Consider the following 5052-nt stretch of genomic DNA (forward strand, 5'->3'; position numbering starts at 1 on the left):
CCCGCCCGCGGGTGCGCGGGGCGGGGGGAGGGGTAAGGCAGACAGGGTGCGGGGCAGCGAAGGACGACACGTGGGGCCGCATGCTTTGCAGGCGATGACGGTCTGTCGCTGCGGGAAACGAGTCGACCCCGCTCCACATGCACGGGAGCGGGGCCGGGGGTGAGGGCCTTGTCGCCTGACGCTTACGAGCGGCCGTGCGCTCCGTCGAGGTAGCTCGTCAGGGCCGTCTTGAACATCTGCCCGAACTGCACCACGATCATCTGGATGCCACTGTCGATCAGCTTCTTCGCGTCCGCGCCGCTGCCAGCCGGGCACATCACCAGCTTGTTGGCGGCGAGCGTCTGATCGCGCACCGTGTCCATCGCCGCCTGCACCTCGGGGTGCGAGGGCCGCATGCCCAGGTACTCGCGCTTCATGCTCAGGGCCATGTCGCCGGCGCCCAGGAAGCAGCCGTCGAAGCCGTCGATCTTCAGCATGTCCTCGATGTGCGGCAGCGCGCTCGCATCCTCGATCAGCCCGAGGCACATCGTCTCGCGGTCGAAGATGTCCATCTTCTCGCCGATGCTCGGGCCATACCCGTAGTGGGCGGCCCGGCTGCCGCCGGAGGCCCCACGGATGCCGCGCGGCGGGTACTTGCAGGCCTTGACCAGCTCCTCGGCGGCCTCGACCGTGGCGCAGTGGGCCAGGATGATGCCCTTGACGCCGGAGTCCAGCAGGGCCAGGATGCGGCCAGGGTCGGTGTCGGGGACGCGAGCCAGGGCACAGATGCCGGCAGCCTCGGCCGCCCGGGCGATGTCACGCGCGTGCGACACGTGGACGCCGGCATGCTCGCCATCGATCATGACGTAGTCGAATCCGGCGTGGCCGAAGTTCTCGACCAGCTCCAGCGAGTCTGGAATCTCTTGAAACAGCGGACCGATCACCGGTTTGCCCTCGGCGATCTTCTGGCGCAACGGGTTGTACAGCATGGTCGTGCTCCGTGTCGGAGGTTTGCCCGACGCTGGGCGGCGACCACACGGTACCAGACCCGGCCCCCCTGGCGCGTCGCCGGGCGGGCCAGGACGCGCCGGGTGTCTCAATTCCGTGTCTGATGGCGATTCATGACACGCCGTTAACGTCAGACCCCTTGCACGCCGCGCCGGACTTGACTATCGTCCTGAGCAGCGCTGGTACGACGGTCGCTCGGGGAGGGGTGGGCCGCTGTGGCGCGGGCAGTCTTGTGGCTCGGTCGGGCGTGGCAGCGCGACGATAGGGATGGACGTGACTTCTCAGGCGGGCCAGATCGACGCCGCGGGCGCGGCAACGGCGCAGCCTCAGCCGATCCCCGGCCTGCGGCGGCTGGTGTCGCGCAAGGTGCGCGAGCGGGCGCTCGGCTACACCCTCCTCGCTCCCGCCCTGATCATCATCTCCGTCTTCGAGCTGTTCCCCATCGCGTTCGGCTTCTACATCAGCCTGTGCGACTGGCGGCTCGGCTGTCAGGCCATCATCGGCGCGGACAACTACCTGCGCGGCCTGCAAGACGCCGCGATGTGGAACTCGCTGCTGGTGACGGCGACCTACTCCATCATCACGGTGCCGGTGCAGCTTGGCCTCGGCTTCCTGATCGCCGTGTTCCTCTTCCAGCGCACGCGGGGCCACGAGCTGTTCCGGATGATGATGTTCCTGCCGTACATCACCTCGACGGTGGCCTCGGCGGCGGTCTGGAGCTACATCTACAGCCCGGACAGCGGACTGCTGAACACGGCGCTGCGGGCCATTGGCTTCAGCGGCCTGCGCTGGCTCGGGGAGCCGGCCGGCGTGTTCGCGCTGATCGCGCAGCAGTTCGGGATGACGTTGCCCGGCTGGGCGCACGGCCCGAGCCTCGCGCTCGTCTCGGTCTCGCTCTACACCACCTGGGTTTTCATCGGCTACGACATCACGATCTTCCTGGCCGGCCTGGTCAACATCAACGGCGAGCTGTACGAAGCGGCCAAAGTGGACGGGGCCAGAGGCTGGAATCTCCTGCGGCATATCACCGTCCCGCTGATGTCCCCCACCATCTTCTTCCTGCTGATCGTCACCGTGATCGGCACCTTCAAAGCGTTCAACCACATCTTCGTGATGACGGGCGGCGGCCCGAGTGACTCCACCCAGACCGCCAGCATCTTGATCTTCCAGCAGTTGTATGCGTTCAATCGGTACGGCTACGCGGCGGCGCTCTCGTTCATCCTCTTCACGGTGATCCTGGCGCTGACGCTCACCCAGAACTACGTGGCCGGCCGGCGAGTGGTCTACGAATGATCGAGGCCGCCGAGCGCACCGCCCCCCGCCACCCGAGCCGTCCCACGAAGCTGACGGCTGGCGGCGTGGCGATCCAGGCGGTGATCGTGGTGGCGGCGGTGCTGGCGGTGGTGCCGTTCCTCTTCATGGTGATGACGGCGCTGAAGTCGTACGCCAGCGTCATCAACAACGTCATCTGGCCGTGGCCGCCGCTCGGCGGCGAAGCGCCGCAGTTCGGGAACTTCGCCGAGGCGATTCAGACCATCGGTTGGGACAGCCAGTGGCAGACGTTCCTCTTCTTCCGCTACCTCGCCAACAGCGTCATCGTGTCGCTGAGCATCGTGACCGGCGTGCTGGTGACCTCGACGATGGCCGCCTATGCGCTCGGGCGCATGGAGCTGCCGGGCAAGCAGCTCCTGTTCGTCATCGTGCTGATCACGATGATGCTGCCGGAAGACCTGACGCTGGTCCCGAAGATCGTCATGATGTTCAACTTGCGCTGGTACAACACGTATTTCGCGCTGATCGTGCCGTTCCTGGTCAACGTCTTCTCGATCTTCCTGCTGCGGCAGTTCTTCATGCAGATCCCCAAAGATCTGTTCGAGGCCGCGCTGATCGACGGCATGGGCCACGTCCGCTTCATGATCTCGATCGTGGTGCCGCTGAGCAAGCCGGCCCTGCTGACGGTGGCCCTGCTCAACTTCATCTGGGCCTGGGACGCCTTCAAGTGGCCGCTGCTGGCGACGCGGGACAGCAACATGCGGGTGCTGGCCGTGGGCTTGCAGCAGTTCATGCAGGGCCAGGGCACCCAGGTGCACCTGCTGATGGCGTTCGCGGCCATGGTCATCCTGCCGGTCCTGATCCTCTACTTCGTCGCGCAGCGCCAGTTCCGGGAGGGCATTCTGAACACCGGACTCAAGGGATAGCACCAGAGTCCCTCACCGTCGTCCGTCTCCACCCTCAGCGCCACGGCACCTGGAGGACAGTCCCGATGCGAAGGTCTAGACGCGCACTGGCATTCATCATGAGTGTCGGGTTACTGCTCGCGGCCTGCGGCCCGGCCGCCCAGCCAGCAGCCCCGACGGCAGCACCGGCCAAGCCGGCTGAAGCCGCCAAGCCAGCCGAGAGCAAGCCGGCCGCCCCGGCCGCCCAGGCAGCGGCCACCACTGCGCCGGCCAAGCCGGCTGAGGCTGCGAAGCCCGTTACCGTCAGCAACCCGCCCACCAGCCCTGAGATGGTGGACGCTATCGACCTGACCGGCAAGAACGTCGAGGTCGTCTACTGGCACAACCGCCCGCAGAAAGACCAGGAGATGCTGACGACGCTGCTGGACGAGTTCAGCAAGTCGAACCCGTACGGCATCAAGGCGCGTGCTGAGATCGCGGGGGCGTCCTACCCGGACGTCTACAACAAGGTCAGCGCGGCGATCCAGGCCGGCCAGCCACCCGAGATCAGCGTCGCCTATCAGAATCAGGCTGCCTTCTACCGTGCGCAGAACGCCATCATCGACATCAACCCGTTCCTCAAGAGCAAGAAGTATGGGCTGAGCGATGAGGACATGAAGGACTACTTCCAGACCTTCCTGGACAGCGACCTGAACCCGCAGTTCCAGGGTGAGCGGCTCGGCTTCCCGACGCAGCGCTCCATCGAGGTCATGTACTACAACGCCGATTGGCTCAAGCAGCTGGGCTACAACGAGGCCCCGAAGGACTGGAAGACCTGGGAAGAGGCCGCCTGCAAGGCCAGCGATCCCGCCGCCAACAAGTACGGCTGGGCCTTCCGCCACGACGCCTCCAACTTCGCCTCGCAGGTGTTCTCGCGCGGCGGGCGCATCCTCGCGCCGGACGGCGCCTCCTACGTCTTCAACAGCGAGGCCGGCGTCGAGACCACGGCGATGATCCAGCGCATGTTCAAGAACAAGTGCGCCGTGGAGATCCCCACCAGCGAGCGCAACGGCGAGCAGAACCGCTTCGCGGCGGGGCAGGTGCTCTTCACCTTCGCCAGCTCGTCGGGCCTGCCGTTCTACCAGGAAGCCGTCAGCAAGGGCAGCAACTTCAAGTGGGACATCAACATGCTGCCCAACAACGGCAAGCCAGCCGTGAACCTCTACGGCGCGAGCGTCTCGATCTACAAGACGACGCCCGAGAAGGAGCTGGCCGCCTGGCTGGTTATCAAGTTCCTGGGTGAGAAGGCCCAGACGACGAAGTGGGCCGTCAACACCGGCTACCTGCCGGTCCGCCAGAGCGCCAAGGCCGACGTGCTGAACACCTACAAGGCCGATCCGAAGTGGGGCGCGGCGGCAGACTCCTACGCCCGCATGTTCGACTGGTTCCAGTACGCGATGGTCGAGTCGCCGGTGGCGGGCTACGATCCGGTCCGCGACCTGATCGACAAGGAAGTGGCGACGAAGGCGGCGACGGACGCCAACGCCGACCCGAAGAAGCTCGTCGAGGACGCGACCACCAAGGCGAACGCGATCCTCAAGGAGAACGCGCCGAAGCGGTAACCGCGTTCTGCAACTGGTGATGCCAAGAGGGCGGGCGGGAGACCTTCTCCCACCCGCCCTCTTGGCATTCCCGTTCCCTCACGCGATACGGTTGAGCCGGACCTCATCCCGCCTGCCGCGCGGCCCTACACCACAGGGCGATTGCATGTTCATTGGTGTACCCGAAGCATCATGGAACGGGCGGTCGGGGACTGAAGTCCCCGCCTACAGTCACGCCGTCGCTGCGCGACGGCCGCCGGGAACGGCCGGCACTGGTGCGACTGGAGCGTCGCGCAGCGACTGCAGGA

At 66.1% G+C, this 5052-nt stretch carries 4 protein-coding genes; 3 read left to right on the plus strand and 1 reads right to left on the minus strand.

What is annotated here, in order from left to right; all coding sequences use genetic code 11:
• Positions 1-182: 182 nt before the first annotated feature.
• Positions 183-968: a hypothetical protein gene (locus IT306_04670; protein MCC7367689.1), complete on the minus strand. Its 786-nt coding sequence runs from the start codon at positions 966-968 to the stop codon at positions 183-185.
• Between the two features lie 286 nt (positions 969-1254).
• Between IT306_04670 and IT306_04675 the strand changes: the two genes are divergently transcribed.
• From IT306_04675 to IT306_04685, 3 genes are all read left to right on the plus strand, one after another.
• Complete coding sequence (locus IT306_04675) at positions 1255-2280, plus strand: sugar ABC transporter permease (GenBank protein MCC7367690.1); 1026 nt, start codon at positions 1255-1257, stop codon at positions 2278-2280.
• Positions 2277-3185 (plus strand): carbohydrate ABC transporter permease, encoded by a 909-nt coding sequence (locus IT306_04680; GenBank protein ID MCC7367691.1) that lies wholly within the window; start codon positions 2277-2279, stop codon positions 3183-3185. Before IT306_04675 ends, IT306_04680 begins: the two co-directional genes overlap by 4 nt.
• A gap of 98 nt (positions 3186-3283) precedes the next feature.
• Positions 3284-4765: an extracellular solute-binding protein gene (locus IT306_04685; GenBank protein MCC7367692.1), complete on the plus strand. Its 1482-nt coding sequence runs from the start codon at positions 3284-3286 to the stop codon at positions 4763-4765.
• Positions 4766-5052 lie beyond the last annotated feature (287 nt).

Source organism: Chloroflexota bacterium, from assembly GCA_020850535.1.
Classification (GTDB): domain Bacteria; phylum Chloroflexota; class UBA6077; order UBA6077; family JACCZL01; genus JADZEM01.

What these genes read in the sequence shown, in the direction of transcription:
- IT306_04670 (MCC7367689.1), bottom strand. Translation starts at nt 968, where the DNA reads ATGCTGTACAACCCGTTGCGCCAGAAGATCGCCGAGGGCAAACCGGTG.
- IT306_04675 (MCC7367690.1), top strand. Translation starts at nt 1,255, where the DNA reads ATGGACGTGACTTCTCAGGCGGGCCAGATCGACGCCGCGGGCGCGGCA.
- IT306_04680 (MCC7367691.1), top strand. Translation starts at nt 2,277, where the DNA reads ATGATCGAGGCCGCCGAGCGCACCGCCCCCCGCCACCCGAGCCGTCCC.
- IT306_04685 (MCC7367692.1), top strand. Translation starts at nt 3,284, where the DNA reads ATGAGTGTCGGGTTACTGCTCGCGGCCTGCGGCCCGGCCGCCCAGCCA.